The following is a 17,547-nucleotide window of genomic DNA, read 5'->3' on the forward strand; positions in this document are numbered from 1 at the left end:
GGGCAGGGGGCGATCCGGTCCCGTTAGTCGGATGTCGATAAGCTGACGATTTCGTTCCGCGCCCGGTTCAATTCGCTGGTCGTCAGGATCAATCGTCGCCCCAAGTCGCGCGTCATTTCAAACGCGAAATGTGGGTCCTGACGGGCCATTTCGGAGAAAACCTCACGATTGAGGCGCAGAGCCGTCGTTTTCTTCCGCGCCCGGACCGTCGCCGTCCGTTCGGAATCGCATAGCAGCGCCAATTCCCCGACCAGTTTGTTGGCGCCGAGTTCGAACAAAACCTGTTCCTTGCCGCCGCTGACGATCACGACCTCCGCCGCGCCGTCCAGGATAACATAGGCGGCCTCGCCCTCGTCGCCCTGCTGCATCAGAACCTCGCCGGGATTGTAGGTCAGGCGCTCGCTGGTAAAGGCCAGGAACTTGAGCTTGTTGGCGTCCAGATTCGAAAACAGCGGCAATTCGTGAAGACTGCGCGCTTCCGCCGTCAAGGCTTCGTCCGCACTGCCTTCCTCCCGCTCGTCGGCGTCCTTTTCGGCGGCGGTATGTTCCGTGATCTGCTCTGCGTCGCTTGCCTCGAACACGCGCCCGTTCTTCAGTTCCAGATAGCGATCGAAAGCCACACCGTCCGGCGTGGACGACCCGATCCAGATCGTCGTCGCCTGGGGCAACAGTTCCCGCAATCGGCGCATGATCCGGTCGCGCTGCGCGGTATCGACGCCGCTGAGTCCATCGTTCAGGATCAGCACATCCGGATTTTTCAAAAGACTGCGCATCAGGTTCAGTTTCTGACGCTGCGTCGTCGACAAGCGACCACCGCCGATCCCGACCTGGAAGTTCAGGGCCGTTCGGATGATGTCGTCTTCGAAATCCAGGTCGCGTACGACCTCATGCACCAGCGCCCCGACTTTCTCCCAAGCGTCCGCGCGGCCGTGCACGACACGACCGAACAGAATGTTGTCGAGAATGCTGAGCCCCTGGTTGATCCGGGCGGCATCATAGGATTCGACCCCGCCGCCCGGTTCGAACACTTCCGGGTGACAGTCGCGCAAATCCTTACGCAGCGCGACGAGGCGGCGCTGCATGGTTTCGTCGATCACTCCCAGGCGATGGCGCTGTACCGTCAGACTGAAGGGCAGGCTGGTTATAAGACGGCGTTCCTCCTCCGTCACGTCGCCGGCGCCGTTTTCCTGATCCGCCTTGCGGACGATCATCTTCAGTTCCGGCAGCAGCTCTTCGTTGACGAAACTGTACTGATCGAAAAATGGGTGTCCCGGCGGCACATCCTTGAACAAATCGACCATCAACCCCGCGATACGCAGGCCGATATCGTAGAATTCCTTAAGGAGTTCATGTTTCTTCATCATCGCCAACATGGTCGGATTGGTCATCCAGTTGGCATATTCCCATTCCGGCTGCGTCGCCTTGCCGAAGATGATATTGCCGCCGACGGAGGCATAGGTGTTGAAGCGATCGAAATCGTAGGTCTGAACCAGATCGTCCATCGCCCGCGCCGTCAGCGTTTCGTTGATGCGCGGCCGCGCCATGGCGATTTTCGCCGCCAAGTCTTCCATCCGGTCCGGATCGACCGTCAGGCGCAAACCCAAGGCGTAGAAATCCTCGCGAAGCTCGACACTGTCCAACAGGTCCGTAATGCGGTCGAGGACCGCATCCCGAGAGTCGAATCCGGCCGACCTGTAATCGATCCAGTCCGCCGAGGGGCTGAACGGGCTGTTGCCGGAGGCCAGCGCTTCCTCAATTTCGGACAGGCGCTCTTCATCCGCCTTTTCGGAGTCCAATTCATCGCGCGGCGGCAAGCGGGACAGGCCCAGCAGCACATTGTCCAGGATGGTCCCATTGAAGAAGGTCGCGTCGCCGTTGACCAATCCGACCCGCGCCCCGATGACGGATTCGTGCAGCCTGTCCGCATCCTTCCCGGCGAAGGACAGACTGCCGCCGGTCGGCAGCAACACCCGGCTGAGCAGACGCGAGAAGACGTCCTTCGCGGTGCCGCTGGCCGCGACGACGGCGACGGACTGCCCCTTGGACAAGGTGAAGGACGCGGAATCCAGAACCCGCACGCCGTCCTCATCGGCCCAGCTCAGGCTATTGGCGACGATATCGCCGTCCAGATGCGGAATCTCCTGCGGCGGGTTTTCCTGCAGTTCGGCGGGCAGCATGTTCGGCGGCTGGAACTGACCGATCAACTGTTCGTATTTGATCTTCGAATCCGCCAGCCGCTGATACCAGTTCAGTAATTCCTTCCACGGCGCAGCCAGGTCCTTGTATGCCGCCAAGGCGGCGACCAGCGCCCCGATGGACAATTCGCCATACAGAACCAGATAGCCGCCGATCGCGAAGAACAGGAACGGCGTCATCTGATTGATGAAGTTGTTCACGAACTTCATGAAGAATTTGCGCTGATAGATTTCCAGCCGGACCCAGAAAATGCGGCCCAATTGGCGCGACAGATCCGACAGAATGAACCCCGTATTGGCGTGGGCGCGAACATCGGTGACGCCGTTGATAACTTCCCCAATCCTATTGGACAGGCCGCGCACATGGCGCACCCGTTCCTTGCCCAGCAGGTTCACCTTCCGCTGAAGCTTCGGAATAATGTAGCCCTGCACCGGGACCAGCGCCGTCGCCGCCAGCCCCATCATAGGGTCCTGGGCGAACAAGAAATAGATGATCGTCAGGAAGGTCCCGCCCTGGAACGCGACAAGCACGATGGCGTCCCCGAAGAATCCGCCCAGCGGCTCCACTTCGGCGGTGACCATGGTCACGACCTCGCCGGACGAAGTTTTTTGGAACTGCGGCAGCGGGAAGCGCAGCGTGCGCTCCACCAGGATATAGCGCAGCCGCCGCAATAGGCGTTCCGACATGATGCCGACGAAGGTGTTGATGCGCATCTTGAAGACGCCGTTGATACAGACCAGCGCCAGGAACAACCCGCACAACAACAGCAGGTAGGTCAGACGCTCCACCTCTATCCCGATCAATTCCGTGAAGTCGTACCCGAAAATCTGAATATGCACGATTTCCGTCGGCACGGACGCGGCGTCGACTCCGGCTTCCGTCGGGTCCTTGATTGCCCGGTTGATGATCGTCTTCGGCAGATCGAGGGAGAAATACAGAAAGGGGAAGGACACCAGGGTCAGGGTCAGCGCAATCAGCTGCTCCCGTTTGGAATAGGCCCAGATGAAACCGTACATGGACTTATGCATTCACAACCTGCCCCCGGGCTCTCGCGACAAAGAGAGTAATGCGCAACGTCTTTTTGTAGCCCGTGGCGAGCGGCGCCCTTCCGAAAAGCCCCAACAAGCGCCTCGCCTGCAGCTTTCCGCATATTACCGAATTCGACCTAGGAGGCGAATTGTTCTTTCAGGATGCGTTCTTCCAGATTGTGTTCCGGATCGAACAGGATGATCGCGACCCGGTCGCGTTCTTCCGAAATCGCCACATGGCGGACATCGCGGACTTCCGTATCGTCAGCCACGGCGCTGACCGGTCGCTTTTCTGTATCGCGCACTTCGAATTCCACTTCGGCCCAACGGGGCAAGAGCGCACCGCGCCAACGGCGCGGGCGGAAGGCGCTGATCGGCGTCAGGGCCAGAACCCCCGCGCCCAGCGGCACGATCGGACCATGCGCGGACAGGTTATAGGCCGTACTGCCGGCCGGGGTGGACAGCAAGACACCGTCGCAAACCAGCCCGTTCAGCCGCGCGACGCCGTCGACGCGGATATCGATCTGCGCCGCCTGACGCGTCTCGCGGAACAGCGATACCTCGTTGATCGCCAGCGCTTCCTCGACATCGCCGGACACGGTGGTCGCGCGCATGCGCAGCGGATGCAGGCGCAATTGCACCGCGCCCGCGATCCGGTCCAGCAGCCCGTCGACCACGAACTCGTTCATCAGGAACCCGACCGTCCCCCGGTTCATGCCGTAGACAGGCTTGTCCGTGCCGATGAAGCGCCGCAACGTCTGCAACATGAATCCGTCGCCGCCCAGCGCGACGATGACATCCGCCGTACTAGGGTCGTCTTCCACCGGGAAGCGTTTCCGCAAGGCGGAGACGGCCTCTTTCGCGCGCGGCGTGTCGGACGCCACGATCGCGATTTTCAAATCGGCTTTCTTGGAAAGAATCGGATCGGTCATGGTTCTGTTCGTTCTGTCCGGGACAGGTCCGGCCGACCCGTTGGCGGCCACTCTAGTGTGGCGGGAAGCACATGTGAAGCACGCAAAGCCCAGACCGCGCGGTCAGCCTTCCAGTTCCTCACGCAGCATTTCCAGCTCCAGCCATGTCGTTTCCGCCATGTCCAATGCCGACAATGTGCTGTCCAGGGCCTTGGCCGTCTTGTCCGCCGCCTCGCGGTCGCGACTGAAGAATGTAGGGTCGGCGAGCGCGGCTTCCAGTTTTTCCTTTTGCGCGCGTAAACTCTCGATCCGACCCGGCAGGGTTTTCAGGGCCTCTCGCTCCTTCAGACCCAACTTCCGTTTCCCCGACGGACGCGCGGCGGTGCCCGACGGGGGCGCATCGGCAGGCTTGGACTTGGTCGGTGCGGCCTTGGCCGATGCGGGTGACGGTATGGGCGCGACGGGGGACGCCCCGCGTTGCCGCACCATATCCGAATAACCACCGGGGAATTCGCGCCAGATGCCCTTTCCTTCCGACACCAGGACGGATGTCGCGACCCGATCCAGAAAATCGCGGTCATGGCTGACCAGCAGCACCGTACCCGGAAAATCGGCCAGCATTTCCTGCAACAGGTCCAGGGTTTCCAGGTCCAAGTCGTTGGTCGGTTCGTCGAGGATCAACAGGTTCGCCGGTTGGATCAGCGCACGCGCCAGCATCAGGCGCCCGCGTTCCCCGCCGGACAATCGACCGATGGGCTGACGCGCCTGTTCCGGTCCGAACAGGAAATCCTTCATGTAACCGATCACATGGCGCGGTTTGCCGTTGATGACGACCTGGTCCGTGCCGCCGCCGGTCAGCGCGTCCTGCAACGACGTGTCGGGGTCGAGGCTGGCCCGGCGCTGGTCCAGGCTGGCGACGGTCAAACCAGTGCCCTGGATCGACGTGCCGGAATCCGGTTCCAGATCGCCGGTCAGCAGGCGCAGCAAGGTCGTCTTCCCCGCCCCGTTCGGACCGATGATGCCCAACCGGTCACCGCGCAACACGCGCAGCGACAGGTCCTTCACGATCGGACGGCCGTCGAAACTCTTGCACAGATTTTCGACTTCCATCACCCGCTTGCCGGATGTCGACGCTTCCGCCGCTTCCAGCGTCGCGGTCCCCTGCGCCTTGCGGTAGTCGCGCCGGTCCTGACGCATGGCGATCAGGTTGCCCAGGCGCTTCTGGTTCCGCTTACGGCGCGCCGTGACGCCATAGCGCAGCCAGTCTTCCTCCATCGCGATCTTGCGGTCCAGCTTGTGCCGGTCGCGTTCCTCATCCTCCAGCACCTGATCGCGCCAGGCCTCGAACGCGTCGAAGCCCTGTTCCAAACGCCGGGCGCGGCCCCGGTCAATCCACAAGGTCGCGCGGGACAGCCGCGTCAGGAATCGGCGGTCGTGGCTGATCAGCACCATGGCCGACCGCAGGGACAGTAGTTCCTCTTCCAGCCATTCGATGGCAGCGAGGTCCAAATGGTTCGTCGGTTCGTCGAGCAGCAGGATATCGGGTTCCGGCGCCAGGACGCGCGCCAGCGCGGCCCGCCGCGCCTCCCCGCCCGACAGGGTCGCGGCGGATAGGGATCCGGATATGCCCAGTCGGTCCAGCAGGTATTCGGCGCGATAACTGCCGGTTTCCGGATCCAGGCCTTCCTCGACATAGGACAGAACCGTGTCGTGGCCGCTCAGGTCCGGTTCCTGCGGCAAATAACGCAAAGTCGTGCCGGGATGGACCCAGCGGTCGCCGCTGTCGGGTTCCACCGTCCCTGCGGCGATTTTCAGTAAGGTCGATTTGCCCGACCCGTTGCGCCCGACAAGACAGAGGCGTTCGCCCTGCCCGACGGACAGGGTCGCGCCGTTCAGCAGGGCATGCCCGCCGAAGGTCAGGTGGATATCGTCAAGGGTAAGAAGCTGCCGCGCCATGGCCGCGGGTTTACGCGGACAAAGGCGCGGCGGCAAGCGGGATCAAACGATCCGCGGCACGATCCTTAGTCGGACAGCGTCTTCAGATAGGCGATGACGTCGGCGCGTTCCTTTTCTTTCTTCAGCTTGAACGTCATTTTGGTGCGACCGTCCGGCGTGCCACCGTTCGACGAAACATAGGTTTCGAGGAACTTCTGCGGATCGACCAGATAATCCATCAGGGTTTCGTCGTTCCAGACCAGGCCGACTTCCGACGCTTCGCCGTTCAGCTTGGAATAGGAATAGCCCTCGCCGGTACCGGCATGGCGCCCGAAGACGCCGTGCAGGGACGGGCCGACCTTGTTCACGCCCGGTTCGACGGAATGACAGGCGGCGCATTTCTTGAAGACCTTCTCACCCTTGGCGGCGTCGCCGTCGGCAAAGGCGGGGCCGGCGGCCAGCAGGGCGGCGGCGGAAGCGGCGAGACAGAGGCTTTTCAAACAGTTCATAACGGAATTCTCCCGTAGGTTCGGCGAAACGGCGTCCCCAGGCGCCCCCGGCCTTAGGCCGGGACACTGGAAATAATTGGATATACCTAAGGTCCTTCGGCGTCCAGACAACCGGGCGCGGCAAAACGACCGGGTCGATCCGTTCGCTTAAAAATTTTTCACCGACTAGTTTTGTGTACTATTTTTTCCAAAATGGGATTTCAGACCGCTTGGCGACGAAACGGCGCTCTGCTAGGAAGGCAAGTGGACACCCGGAAACCACCGGAATTTTTGGAGATCACGATGACGCGCACCCTTACCGGAAATTGGAATTACCCGACGCGGATGATGGTAGGCCCCGGCCGTATTGCCGACCTGCCCAAGGCTTGCGCGTCGCTGGGCATGAAACGCCCGATCCTGATCACCGATGCCGGTCTGCGCGATCTGCCGATGACCAAGAACGCGATTGCCTTGCTGGAAGCCGCCGGGATGCCCTGTGCGCTGTATTCCGATGTGAAGGGCAATCCGGTCGGTGCGAATGTGGACGGTGGGGTCGCCGCCTATCGCGCCCATGATGCAGACGGTGTCATCGCGTTCGGCGGCGGGTCGGGCCTGGACGCGGCCAAGGCCGTCGCCCTGATGGTCGGCCAGGATCTGCCGATCTGGGATTTTGAGGATGTCGGCGATAACTGGAAACGGGTGAAGCCGGAAGGCGTCGCCCCGATCGTCGCCGTGCCGACCACGGCCGGAACAGGCTCGGAAGTCGGCCGCGCCTCCGTCATTACCAACGAAGACACGCATGAAAAGAAAATCATCTTCCATCCGACGATGTTGCCGGGGATCGTCATTTCCGACCCGGAACTGACGCTGGGCCTGCCGCCGCATATCACGGCGGCGACCGGCGTCGATGCCTTCGTCCACTGTTTCGAGGCCTATAGCGCGACGTCCTATCACCCGATGGCGGACGGCGTGGCACTGGAAGGCATGCGGTTGATCGCGGATGCGCTGCCGCGTGCCTATGCCGACGGGTCGAACCTGGAAGCCCGCGCCGACCTGCTGACCGCCGCGTCGATGGGCGCGACCGCTTTCCAGAAAGGCCTGGGCGCCGTCCATGGGCTGGCCCATCCGATCGGGGCGGTCTTCGACACGCATCATGGCCTGACCAACGCGGTGCTGCTGCCCTATGTCATGCGTTTCAACGAACGGGCGATCAAGGACAAGGCGGACCTGCTGGGGCGCGTCCTGAATCTGAGCCGCACCGATTTCACCGGCCTGATGGATTGGGTCCTGCGCTTTCGCGACCGTCTGGGTATTCCGCACAAGGCCAGCGCCCTGGGCATTGACATGAACCGCAGCGCCGAAATCGCCAAGGCGGCGGAGGCCGACCCATCGACCGGCGGCAATCCGATCCCGGTTACCGCGGCGGATTACGAAAAAATCCTCGCCGCCGCCTATGAGGGCAAACTCTAAACCGAAAGCCGAAACTGGGGGTCGGCGGCGCTCATCGCCCCGTCGACCACCCGGATGCGGGTCGGCACGGGCATGCCTTGCGCCGTCATCCGCAAGGGCGGGTCGATCATGTCCGTCGCGTAATAGCGATCGGTACCGCCGACATCGCCCGGAACGGTGCAGCCGGACAAGGCGGCTACCGCCAGATTGGCAGCCCGTGCGATGCAGAAATCGTGCATGCCGCCGATCATGATAGGCAATCCGGCCTTCACCGCGCGGTCGTGCATCTTTTTCGCCTGCCACGGCCCGCCGACATGGGCGGGTTTCAACACGACCGCCCGACAGGCGCGCAGCGCAATAGCCGTGCGCAGATCGTTTTCGGATTGCAGGCTTTCATCCAGTGCCAGCGGCGTCTTGATCATCCCCTGCAGGGTGGCGTGGTCCGCGAAATCGTCCCAGGCCAGCGGCTGTTCCAGCAAGGTCAGTCCAATGGAATCCAATGCAATTAACGTCGCCGCATCCGACAGGGTATAGGCGCTGTTGCCGTCGGCGGTCAGGGACAGGTCAGGATACCGCGCACGGATCGGTTCCAGGATTTGGATATCCCGGCCCGGCGCTATCTTCACCTTCACGCGGCTATGGCCCGATGCCAGGGCGTCGTCGATCCGATCGAACAAATCTTCCGCCCGTTCCGGCAAGCCGAAGGTCGCCCCGGCGGCGACATGGGTTGCGGTCGCGCCCAGCAAGGACGCGTGGCTGATCCCGCGCAGTTGCGCGATCAGGTCCAGTGCGGCGGTTTCCAGGGCGTGTTTCGCGAACAGATTGCCCCGTACCGGCGCCATGGCCGCCGCCGCATCGTCCGGCCCGGTAAGGGCGACGCCCAACAGGCGCGGGATCAAGTGATGGCGCAACGCGTCCAACACGGTGGCCACGCTTTCCGGTAGGTAAAGAGGCGCCAGCGGAACCGGCGCCTCCCCCCACCCGATCAGGCCACCGGCCCTCACGCTCACAATCACATGCGTTTCGCGCTGAACCGTCTCGTTCGCGCTGCTGAACGGGGTCAAGCGGTCGAGGGTGAGGGTCCAAACCTCCACCGCCTCGACCGTCGGTCCCGATTCTCGTTCCGTCTTCCCGCTCATAACAAACTGGGCAGGTAGAGCGACAGAATGGGGAAGGTCAGCAACAGGATCATCACGACCACATCTGAAATCAGAAAGACGCTGACTCCTTTGAAAATCTTCTCCAGGGAAATCGTGTCCCCGACGATGGACTTGATGACGAAGACGTTCAGTCCGATCGGCGGCGTCACCAACCCGATCTCCAACAGTTTCACGACGATAATGCCGTACCAAATCAGATCCAGGCCATAGGCTTCGACCACCGGCAGGGTCACCGGCAGGGTCAAAAGGATGATCCCCAGCGGGTCCAACATCATGCCCAACACAACATAGAGAATGCAGATCAGGGCCATGACCAGGACGACCGACAATTCCGCATGCCCGATCCAATCGGTCAGCTGCGCGGCGATGGTCGACAGGGCGATGAAGTTGACGAACAGCTTGCCCGCGATGGCGATGGCGAACAGTTGCGCCGTCTGCGTCACCGCCTCACGCAGGGCTTCCGCGATTTTGGCAAAGGACAAGCGCCGCAGGACGCCGCCCAGGATCAGGGTCGCCACCGCGCCGACGCCCGCCGCTTCCGTCGGGGTGAAGGCGCCCATATAGATGCCGCCGATGATCACGGCGAACAGCAGGACAATCGGCCAGCAGCGGCCCAGCGCTTCCATCCGCTTTTCGGACAACCCGTCCGTTGCCGTCCGCGGCGCGTCTTCCGGGCGCAACCGGACCCAGATCATCACGACGACGATATAGCCGACCAGCGACAGAATGCCCGGCACGGCGGCGGCCAGGAACAGTTTCGCAATCGATTGTTCCGCGAAGACGCCGAAAATGATGAACAGGATCGACGGCGGGATCAGCGACCCCAGCGTCCCGCCGATGGCGACAGACCCCGACGCCATGGCCTTCGAATAGCGGCTTTGCAGCATTTCCGGGACGGCGATCCGGCCCATTGCCGCCGCGCAGGCGACGGATGAACCGCTGATCGCGCTGAAGCCGCCGCAGCCGACGATCGACGCGATGGCCAGCCCACCGGGCAGGCGCGCCAACCAAACGCGCGCCGCCGCGTAAATATCCGTGGTGAACCCGGCCTGAAATGCCAGATGCCCGATGAAGATGAACAAGGGCACTGTCGACAAGGCATAGGAATTGACGAAATCCACCGGTGTGGACGCAAGAAGCGCGCTGACCGGCGCCCAGGCCGCTTCCAGCGAAAACGGCATCCATGGCTGCCATGCATAGATCAGCAGCATGCCGCCCGCCGCGACACTGCCCAGACTGATGGCGATCGGCACCCGCAGGGCCAGCAGGACGAAAACCGCCGCGAAGCCCAGATATCCGACGAGATGAGGATCCATACCGAACGCGTCCCTACTTTTCAGCGCCGCGCGACGTCAGGCAGACGATCACGTCGCCGACCGCACAAAGGGCCAACCGAATTGCGAAAAGTCCCATGCCGATGCCGAAAACGACCTTCACCGGCCAGACGGGAATGAGAAGCTGCCCATCGTAGTAGTGGTTCTGCGCGAAAGCCTGCGGCACGGACGCGACGGTCAGCCAGGCAATCGCCCCGAACAGCAAGGTTCCGATCACATGCCCCAGGATACGGCCGCACGCGCCATAGCCCCAGGGCAGCCGGTCCGTGATGACGGTCACGGAAATCTGTCCCCGGTCGCGTTGAACATGCGACAGCGGCAGGCAGACGACCGCGACCATGGACAGGCCGACCAGCAGAATGTCGTCGGGAATGGTGACGCCGATCTGTTCCCGGGCCGCGACGCTGGCCGTGATCAGGATTCCCATGGCCAGCAGAACCAACCCGGCAACGAACGACATCGCGCGTTCTATCCGATCCAGGAAGCGATCCAGGATGCCGAGCCCGCTGCCAGGCGGCAGGCTCGGCATTCCGTCATTGGAACCACTCACGGTTAGTTACTGCCCGCCCAGGGGTAGCCGTTCGCGTCGCGTTCCGCCGTATACTTTTCGACCGCCGCATCGAACGCCGCCAACAGGGCGTCGGCTTCCGAAAGCCCCTGTTCCTTTTCCCGGGCCAGCCAGTCGAGACCGGCCTTTTCCGCGGCATCGTTCAGGCTCTTGGACAGGGCTTCGGCGCCTTCATGTTCGACGATGGTGTTGCCGTCGATCCCATCGCGCAGCTTCTGCATGATCGTGGTGCGGGATTCGTACATCTTCTGCGCCAGATACAGGGTCGTGTCGCGGCCCAACTGGGTCAGCAATTCCTGCTGTTCCGGCTTCAGGCTGGCCCAGACGCGGTTGTTGATGACGATGCCCCAACCCAGATTCTGCCCCATATTGATCGTGGTCAGGTTGCTGGCGACTTCATACTGTTTGTAGGAATTGATGACATAGGCATAGCTGGCCGTACCGTCGATCGTCCCGGTCGACAGCGCCTGATACACGTCGGGCTGACTCATGGACACGGCCGCCGCGCCGTTTTCTTCGAACGCCTTGCCGAAATTGCCGGTGGCGCGGATTTTCTTGCCTTTCAGCTCGTCCAGCGTGGTGATCGGCTCGCGGCTCAACAATTGCGACGGGCCGGTCGTGAAGTTGGCGACGAAACGCACGTTCTGCGCCTCGAAATCGGCCTTTGCGGCGTCACTCTGCGTCATCAGGTCATAGGTCGCCATCATGCCGATATATTCGTCGCTGACCGGACGAATATCGGACACGCGCCAGGCCGACAGTTTGCCCGGCTCGTAAACCGGCACGACGGAGGCCATATCGGCAACGCCGTTCCCGGCCCCTTCGATCGCGTTCTTCGCACCCAGCAGCGTTCCGCCCCAGGTGATGTTCAGGCCCAGCGCTCCGTCGCTGCGCGCGCGCAGTTCGCTATCCATCCACTTGATGGCGTCGGCGCGGGTGCCGCGGTCCGGCCCGAAATCCGCATACCGCAATTCGCGGGTTTGCGCCTGCGCCCCGGAAATGCCGGCGATGAGCGTCGCGGCCGACAAAATGACCGCCGCAAGATGACTGAAACGTAGCATCCTTCTTCCTCCCTTATAGTGAACGGACTTCTAACCCAATTTTCTTATTTGGTCCCTCAAACCCGGACAGCGAACGTTGTGCCCTGCCGTCCGGATCGCAACGCGTTATTCAGTCGTGACCTCCGCAGCAATTGCCCGGCAGGACCGGCGCGGAAACGCCGCTGTGTTCGCAGCAACCGCCCTTCCACCATTTCGCCCCGTCGCCGTGGCAATACTTGCCGTCGGCTTCGACCATTTTCATGAACAGCGGATGATAGTTGCGGCAGATATTCAGTTCCGACTTTACCCAGTGCAGCGGATCGTTCGCGTAGTGATCCCAGTAGTCGCCGGCCATGTTGATGCCCGGAACGGCAGGGTTCCAGCTTTCGTCCAGCCACATTTCCGGATCGCCGTAATTGGCGCATAGCTTGCGGATTTCCGGATCGTCCAGGGCCAACAGGCGGCCGTCCTTGATGATCTGTTCGTTGTCGCCGTCCCGTTCCGTGTCGTAGGTCGGGAAATACAGGTGCAGGTGCCAATGGCCGACCAGATGGCCCATGCGCGCCGCCTCGCGTTCCGCCATGGACGAAATGATCGTGCCGAAGCCCATATGGATGACGCCGGAACGCACCCGTTCGTACAGGCAATTGACGAAGCCCGACGGGAAATCCTTACGCGGACGGTGCACATGCGGGTTCGTGCCGATGGACGCTTCCCACCAATGCATGATGCCCTTGCTGGGGAAGGTCGGATACTGAATGTCCTTCGTGCGCTCCATCACGTCGCGCAGCTTGTCGCCGAATTCGCCGCCCTCGCGGATTTCCATGATCTTGGAATTTTCGACGACCAACTGGGTCCAGTCGCAGGGCGCGATATGGTTCGTCGTCCCCGCGATAATCCCGCACCCGTCTTCCTTGAACGGATGGAACATCCAGGGGCGGCCCGTAATATGGCCCGGTAGATACGTCTTGCCGAAATGTTCGTTGCCGCGCCAGGTCGCCGCCGTCAGTTCCGGGTTATAAAACTCGCGGTTCTCGTCCCAATATTCGTCATGGTTGGTGAAGGAAAGGTCGGTGCCTTCCGGGTCGGTGATGCGCGCGCGCTTCGCCGTGCGGATCCGGTCCCAGGTCCATTTATCGATGGCGTTCACCACGTCGATCGGCATGGCATGCGCGGGGGAGGCCAGGATTTCCGGGGTGATGAAGGGCATACGCTGAATCTTGATGAAGCGTTCGGCGAGCACCGGCCCGCCATAGCCCATCAGAATCTTGTCGTATTGCTGCTTCTTTTCCTCCTCTTCCCACATATCCATCCATTCCGCCAATTCCTTGGTGCGGAACAGGTAGTAATCGACCTCGTCGGCGCCGACCCAATCGGGGACCGGGCCGCGGTCGATATATTTGATCTCGTATTTGACCTTGTATTTTTCGAGGATCTTCTTGCAGGCCTCGATGGTCAATTCGCTGTGCCAGTTGTCGACGCGCAGCAGGACGCGCTCGCCTTCCTTCAGGTCCCAACATGCGTTCAAGCCGTGGTTATAGGGACGCTTCGCCACATGCTCCAAATAGGGCATCAGCTGATCGGAATTCGTCACCTCGACAAAGGGCGGGCAGCGCGGCGGCCGCGACTGCTTCAGCGGCGGGCTGTCAAATTTCGGTTTGGCGTCCGATACGATATGTTCCGAAAAGCTGTCCGGCATTGCGGCGTTCCTCCGATCCCATTCTTCCGGCCCGACCCGCGGGCTAAAATTGTTTGGCCCGATTTTGTCGTGCCCCTTCTTTCGCGTTCCGTGCAAATCGTACTTGCGTAAACAGGCAACGTCCGGCTTCCTAACCGTCGAGCGTTTGACGCAATATGCATGCAATTTTTGGCGACGCAATGATGTATTGGGGTTTTCGTAGTCAAAAAGATCGAATGTTGCATGCATTTCGTGAATTGATTGCATGCAGTTAGGAAATTGAACCTATGGCGACGCAATTGGACCAGATCACGCAGAACTTGCGAGAGATCCTGCTGGAGGGCGAATACGAACCCGGCGAGGCCCTGCGCGAAGTCGCCGTCGCGGAACGGCTGGGGGTCTCCCGGACGCTGGTACGGCTGGCCATGGGCGCCTTGGAGCAGGAAGGCCTGCTGAACCGCGCGCCGAACAAAGGGTTTCGGGTCCGGCTGTTCACCATCGACGAGGTTGCGGGGGCGATTGAGGTTCGCGGCGAGTTGGAAGCCTTGGCCGCCCGCAACGCCGCGGAAAAGGGTATCCCGAAAACGCTGCAGGATCGATTGCGTGCAATCTTGTCGGAAGCGGAAGTCCTGGTCGAAACGGGCCTGGGCGACCTTGAGGCGCGCACCCGTTGGATCGACCTGAACACCGCCTTTCATGCCGGAATCGTGGAAGGCGCGGGCAACCAATCGCTGGGCCCCGCCATCGACCATATCTGCCGCATCCCGCTGGCATCGCCGCGCGCCATCGTTTTCGACCGCACGCAACCGGATCGAAACGTCGAACAGGTGCGCGCGGCCAATGCGGACCACGTCCAAATCCTGGATGCCATCGTCAACCGGCAGGGGATGCGGGCGGCCTGCCTGATCCGCGAACACGCCTACCGCAGCGGCCGGAACAAGCGCACCAATTTCGACGCCTTGCAACAGGCGCGGCCCCTTCCCGCCCTGCCCGGATTGGCCCTGGTCCGGCGCGGGTCGAGCAACTAATTTACCCGGTAAAGACAGAGGCCCCGATTTTTTGGAGGACGATATGACCGTTACCTTGGAAAGCCTGTGCGACGACCTGCGAACCGCCTTGAAGGACGGCGAATCCGCCACTTCCCTGGAAAACGTCCGGACGCTGGTGGAACAGGCCCTGAGGGATGAGAACTTCATGACTACCGTGATGCGTGGCCGCACACCGCCGCCGGAACGGGTCGTCCTGTTCGAAGACCCAGATCTCGGCTTCTGCGTCTGCGCCCATATCTATGAAGGCGAGAAAATCGGCGGGCCGCATGATCACGGTCCGACCTGGGCGGTCTACGGCCAGGCGGAAGGCGAAACCGTCATGACCGACTGGCGGATTGTCCGCCCCGCGGCGGATGGAAATCCGGCCTTAGTGGAGGAAACGAAGCGCTACACCCTGAAACCGGGCGATGCGCATGCCTATCCGACCGGGGCGGTCCATGCGCCCATCCGCTATGGATCGACCCTACTGTTGCGCATCGAAGGAAAGAATACCGACAAGGTCGCCCGCACCCCGATTGAGGTCGCGGCCTGATCCTGCATCAAATTCCGTTATCCCCTTTCCGACGTCGGTTCCGCTTGCTACACCCGACGCCGAAATCTGCATTTACATAAGCGCGAGAGACCCATGTCCGACAAAGCCCGTCTGGAGCGGCACGGCCGCATTGCCGTCATCTTCATCGAAAACCCGCCGGTCAACGCGATGAGCGTCGGCGTGCCGGGCGCGTTGATCGCCTGCCTGGATCAGGCGCAGGCGGATGACGAGATCGATGCGATCGTCCTGACCGGCGGCAATAAGGGCCTGATCGGCGGCGCGGATATCAACATGCTGGGCAAGCCCTGGCCGGAAGGCGAGCCGACCCTGCATATGCTGATCGACGCGCTGGACGCCTGCAAAAAGCCGGTCGTCGCGGCGCTTCAGGCGCATACATTGGGCGGTGGGTATGAAATCGCGCTGGGCTGCCATTACCGCTTAATCCATCCGGCAGGTCAGGTCGGCCTGCCGGAAGTCAATCTGGGCATCCCGCCCGGCGCGGGCGGGACACAGCGCCTGCCCCGCCTGATCGGGCTGGAAAAGGCGGCGGAGGTCATCGTCGGCGGCAAGCCGGCGAAGGCCGCGAAAGCTTTCGACATGGGCATGGTGGACCGTATCGCAGCAGAGGGCGATCTGTTGGAACAGGCGATTGCCTTCGCGCAGGACGTGGCCGGTAAAGGCGCGGCAACGCCGATTTCGGCCCGCAGCGTAACTCTGCCGTCCGATGGATTCTTCGACGATTTGCGGGCGAGTTGGGCGAAGAAGGCGAAGGGCCTGCGCGCCCCGATGGCCTGTATCGACTGCCTGGAAGCGTCCCTGTTGCCCTTCCCCGAGGGGTATGCCGAATCCCGCCGCATCTTCCTGGATTGCGCCGGATCGGAAGAGGCTGCCGCCCTGCGCCATATGTTCTTCGCCGAACGCACGGCGGCGAAGATCGACGGCATCGACAACAAGCAGTCGACCCGCCCCGTTTCCACCGTCGGCGTCATCGGCGCCGGGACGATGGGGTCCGGCATCGCCATCGCCATGCTGGATTCCGGTTATTCCGTCATCCTGATGGAACGCAACAAAGATGCGTTGGACGCCGGATGCGCCCGCATCGACAAGAACTATGCCGGACAGGTCGCAAAAGGCCGCATGACGGAAGACGCGAAGGCGAAGCGCATCGGCGCGCTGACCGCCGTCACCGATATCGAGGCCATGGCCGATGCCGATCTGGTCGTCGAGGCCGTGTTCGAGGATCTGGGTGTCAAACAGGCGATTTTCGCCGATCTGGCGCGCGTTACGAAACCGGGAGCGATCCTGGCCACCAACACATCCTATATCGACGTGAACAAGATCGCGGAAGCGGCAGGCGAGCGTGTATCCGACGTGTTGGGCATGCATTTCTTCAGCCCGGCCAACATCATGAAGCTTCTGGAAATCGTGCGCGCCGACAAGGCCGCGCCGGACGCCCTGCTGACCGCCATGTCGGTCGGCCGCAAAATGGGCAAGACAGCAGTGGTCGCGGGCATTTGCGACGGGTTCATCGGCAACCGCATCTATAACGTCTACCGGCGGGAGGCGATCTTCCTGCTGGAGGAAGGGGCCAGCCCGTCCCAGGTCGACAAGGCGATGACGGATTTCGGCATGGCGCTGGGGCCTTTCGCCGTCATGGATCTGGCGGGGTTGGACATCGCCTGGGCGCAGCGCAAGGCGACGGCGCATCTGCGTGATCCGAACAAGCGATATTGCACCCTGCCGGACCGGCTGTGCGAACTGGGTCGGTTCGGCCAGAAAACCTCTCGCGGCTTCTATATTTACGAAGAAGGCAACCGCAAACCGATCCCCGACCCGGAAGTCGAGGCCTTGGCCGCCGAAACCGCGGCGGAAGCAGGCATTACCCGCCGGACGATTACCGACGAGGAAATCGTGCAGCGCTGCCTCTTTGCCCTGGTGAACGAGGCTTGCGCGATCCTGGACGAAGGCATCGCCCAGCGCGAAAGCGATATCGACGTTGTCTTCTGCAACGGATACGGCTTCCCGCGTCGCCGCGGCGGCCCGATGTTCTGGGCCGGGCGGGTAGGATTTGACAAGGTTCTGTCCCAAGTGAAACAGTATTCCCAGACGCACGACTTCTGGGATCCGTCTCCCGCATTGGTGCGTCTCGCGAATAACTAGGACGCCGCGATCGCCGGCG

At 62.1% G+C, this 17,547-nt stretch carries 13 protein-coding genes; 4 read left to right on the forward strand and 9 right to left on the reverse strand.

The features are described from left to right. Positions 1-23: 23 nt before the first annotated feature. The 4 genes from HH303_RS09590 to HH303_RS09605 form a co-directional block, all read right to left on the reverse strand. On the reverse strand, positions 24-3,224 hold the full coding sequence (locus HH303_RS09590; protein WP_169625130.1) for an ABC transporter transmembrane domain-containing protein: 3,201 nt from the start codon (positions 3,222-3,224) through the stop codon (positions 24-26). Positions 3,225-3,361: 137 nt separating this feature from the next. Continuing rightward, positions 3,362-4,156 carry an NAD kinase gene (locus HH303_RS09595; protein ID WP_169625131.1) on the reverse strand — a complete coding sequence of 265 codons (795 nt, stop codon included), beginning with the start codon at positions 4,154-4,156 and terminating at the stop codon, positions 3,362-3,364. A gap of 102 nt (positions 4,157-4,258) precedes the next feature. Then, entirely contained in the window at positions 4,259-6,091 is a 1,833-nt protein-coding gene (locus tag HH303_RS09600) for an ABC-F family ATP-binding cassette domain-containing protein (protein ID WP_169625132.1), read from the reverse strand. A 65-nt stretch (positions 6,092-6,156) separates the two neighbouring features. Next, positions 6,157-6,579, reverse strand: coding sequence for a c-type cytochrome (locus tag HH303_RS09605; protein ID WP_169625133.1), 423 nt, complete (start codon positions 6,577-6,579; stop codon positions 6,157-6,159). Positions 6,580-6,861: 282 nt separating this feature from the next. Here HH303_RS09605 and HH303_RS09610 point away from each other — a divergent pair, with 282 nt between their 5' ends. Further along, positions 6,862-8,028 carry an iron-containing alcohol dehydrogenase gene (locus tag HH303_RS09610; protein ID WP_169625134.1) on the forward strand — a complete coding sequence of 389 codons (1,167 nt, stop codon included), beginning with the start codon at positions 6,862-6,864 and terminating at the stop codon, positions 8,026-8,028. On the opposite strand, the gene menC is transcribed toward HH303_RS09610, so the two are convergent. The 5 genes from menC to HH303_RS09635 form a co-directional block, all read right to left on the reverse strand. Continuing rightward, positions 8,025-9,146 (reverse strand): o-succinylbenzoate synthase, encoded by a 1,122-nt coding sequence (gene menC / locus HH303_RS09615; protein WP_169625135.1) that lies wholly within the window; start codon positions 9,144-9,146, stop codon positions 8,025-8,027. The genes HH303_RS09610 and menC overlap by 4 nt on opposite strands. Continuing rightward, a complete protein-coding gene (locus tag HH303_RS09620; protein WP_169625136.1) occupies positions 9,143-10,483 on the reverse strand; it encodes a TRAP transporter large permease in 1,341 nt (446 codons plus the stop codon). Before HH303_RS09620 ends, menC begins: the two co-directional genes overlap by 4 nt. 13 nt (positions 10,484-10,496) lie before the next feature. Further along, the gene (locus HH303_RS09625) at positions 10,497-11,051 is read right to left on the reverse strand and encodes a TRAP transporter small permease (RefSeq protein ID WP_169625137.1); all 555 of its coding nucleotides are present in this window, start codon (positions 11,049-11,051) and stop codon (positions 10,497-10,499) included. A gap of 2 nt (positions 11,052-11,053) precedes the next feature. After that, positions 11,054-12,130: a TRAP transporter substrate-binding protein DctP gene (gene dctP, locus HH303_RS09630; RefSeq protein WP_169625138.1), complete on the reverse strand. Its 1,077-nt coding sequence runs from the start codon at positions 12,128-12,130 to the stop codon at positions 11,054-11,056. 109 nt (positions 12,131-12,239) lie between these two features. Further along, positions 12,240-13,808, reverse strand: a complete 1,569-nt coding sequence (locus HH303_RS09635; protein ID WP_169625139.1) for a hypothetical protein — start codon at positions 13,806-13,808, stop codon at positions 12,240-12,242. Between the two features lie 266 nt (positions 13,809-14,074). Between HH303_RS09635 and HH303_RS09640 the strand changes: the two genes are divergently transcribed. The 3 genes from HH303_RS09640 to HH303_RS09650 all read left to right on the forward strand — a co-directional run bounded on the left by HH303_RS09640 (position 14,075) and on the right by HH303_RS09650 (position 17,528). After that, the gene (locus HH303_RS09640; protein WP_169625140.1) at positions 14,075-14,815 is read left to right on the forward strand and encodes a GntR family transcriptional regulator; all 741 of its coding nucleotides are present in this window, start codon (positions 14,075-14,077) and stop codon (positions 14,813-14,815) included. A gap of 43 nt (positions 14,816-14,858) precedes the next feature. Continuing rightward, complete coding sequence (locus tag HH303_RS09645; RefSeq protein ID WP_169625141.1) at positions 14,859-15,368, forward strand: cupin domain-containing protein; 510 nt, start codon at positions 14,859-14,861, stop codon at positions 15,366-15,368. A 93-nt stretch (positions 15,369-15,461) separates the two neighbouring features. Then, on the forward strand, positions 15,462-17,528 hold the full coding sequence (locus tag HH303_RS09650) for a 3-hydroxyacyl-CoA dehydrogenase NAD-binding domain-containing protein (protein ID WP_169625142.1): 2,067 nt from the start codon (positions 15,462-15,464) through the stop codon (positions 17,526-17,528). Positions 17,529-17,547: the final 19 nt, after the last annotated feature.

It is taken from the genome of Pacificispira spongiicola (assembly GCF_012926505.1).
Lineage (GTDB): Bacteria > Pseudomonadota > Alphaproteobacteria > UBA8366 > Aestuariispiraceae > Pacificispira > Pacificispira spongiicola.

Bases quoted from the DNA above. Each gene is read 5' to 3' on its own strand.
- HH303_RS09590 (WP_169625130.1), bottom strand. From the start codon at position 3,224: ATGCATAAGTCCATGTACGGTTTCATCTGGGCCTATTCCAAACGGGAG.
- HH303_RS09595 (WP_169625131.1), bottom strand. From the start codon at position 4,156: ATGACCGATCCGATTCTTTCCAAGAAAGCCGATTTGAAAATCGCGATC.
- HH303_RS09600 (WP_169625132.1), bottom strand. From the start codon at position 6,091: ATGGCGCGGCAGCTTCTTACCCTTGACGATATCCACCTGACCTTCGGC.
- HH303_RS09605 (WP_169625133.1), bottom strand. From the start codon at position 6,579: ATGAACTGTTTGAAAAGCCTCTGTCTCGCCGCTTCCGCCGCCGCCCTG.
- HH303_RS09610 (WP_169625134.1), top strand. From the start codon at position 6,862: ATGACGCGCACCCTTACCGGAAATTGGAATTACCCGACGCGGATGATG.
- menC (WP_169625135.1), bottom strand. From the start codon at position 9,146: ATGAGCGGGAAGACGGAACGAGAATCGGGACCGACGGTCGAGGCGGTG.
- HH303_RS09620 (WP_169625136.1), bottom strand. From the start codon at position 10,483: ATGGATCCTCATCTCGTCGGATATCTGGGCTTCGCGGCGGTTTTCGTC.
- dctP (WP_169625138.1), bottom strand. From the start codon at position 12,130: ATGCTACGTTTCAGTCATCTTGCGGCGGTCATTTTGTCGGCCGCGACG.
- HH303_RS09635 (WP_169625139.1), bottom strand. From the start codon at position 13,808: ATGCCGGACAGCTTTTCGGAACATATCGTATCGGACGCCAAACCGAAA.
- HH303_RS09640 (WP_169625140.1), top strand. From the start codon at position 14,075: ATGGCGACGCAATTGGACCAGATCACGCAGAACTTGCGAGAGATCCTG.
- HH303_RS09645 (WP_169625141.1), top strand. From the start codon at position 14,859: ATGACCGTTACCTTGGAAAGCCTGTGCGACGACCTGCGAACCGCCTTG.
- HH303_RS09650 (WP_169625142.1), top strand. From the start codon at position 15,462: ATGTCCGACAAAGCCCGTCTGGAGCGGCACGGCCGCATTGCCGTCATC.